The sequence below is a fragment of the Chromatium okenii genome, assembly GCF_016583745.1.
In the GTDB taxonomy this organism is placed as follows: domain Bacteria; phylum Pseudomonadota; class Gammaproteobacteria; order Chromatiales; family Chromatiaceae; genus Chromatium; species Chromatium okenii.
Genome location: NZ_NRRQ01000115.1, coordinates 1 through 725, shown reverse-complemented (window position 1 = coordinate 725; position 725 = coordinate 1). Strand labels below are relative to the sequence as shown.

Genomic DNA, 725 nt, shown 5'->3' with positions numbered 1-725 from the left:
CCACTGATTTCCAGATCAAATAGGCTGGCATCAAAGGGATGACCAGTCGCTCGCGCCCAAGCAGTGCGCAAACATCCGGCAATGGTGGATGGTGGCGGGAAGTGCATTTCATCAACGCCAACAAAAGTATCGAAAGGTCGTCCCGAACGAATAATCAGCGGGGCAAGCGGTTCCAAGCTCACAACTAAACTGGAAGAGGAAGTTGCTGATTTTGCGATCTTTTGTGCTGTAGGAAGCGTCTGTTCTTTTTTCTTCTGTTTATCGTAACGCGCTGAGTTGTTGTGCTTAGATTTAACCATGAGTGCGCACCTGCTCATCGTCAGGCAGCCAATCGGATGTGAGTATTGTCTCTATCGACCAAGGACAATCGGGCGGCAGATCGGACAGACCCGTCTCGCGCACGGCTAAATCACGCCCGTCGCTCCAAGCATCCGCAAACCAGTCTGGATCGGATAGTGTGCGTTGCAGACTGGGAGTGCGCAGCAAGCGCCGCGCAATCGCCTCGCGCTGGGTGCGGATGGTGGATTCCCAACTGGCACCGCGTCGTTCAGGCTGATAACACCATTTCAGCACATGCCCGATCAAGATGGCCATGCGCCTCATTAACTCGCGTTGCTCACTTTTGCCCACGTCCTCAATTTCCTCGGCGAGATGTTCCAGATCAAGCTGCGCGAAGTGCCCGGTACGCAATGCCTCCGCTTGTTGATTTGCCCAAGCAACGATGT

General features: G+C 54.1%; 2 protein-coding genes. Both read right to left on the bottom strand.

All coding sequences use genetic code 11. The features are described 5' to 3' along the window. The coding region (locus tag CKO12_RS15530; protein WP_242466370.1) for a type III-B CRISPR module-associated protein Cmr3 at positions 1-299 on the bottom strand (299 nt) is incomplete at its 3' end. Further along, positions 292-723, bottom strand: coding sequence for a DUF29 domain-containing protein (locus CKO12_RS15525; RefSeq protein ID WP_338032772.1), 432 nt, complete (start codon positions 721-723; stop codon positions 292-294). The genes CKO12_RS15525 and CKO12_RS15530, both read right to left, overlap by 8 nt. Positions 724-725 lie beyond the last annotated feature (2 nt).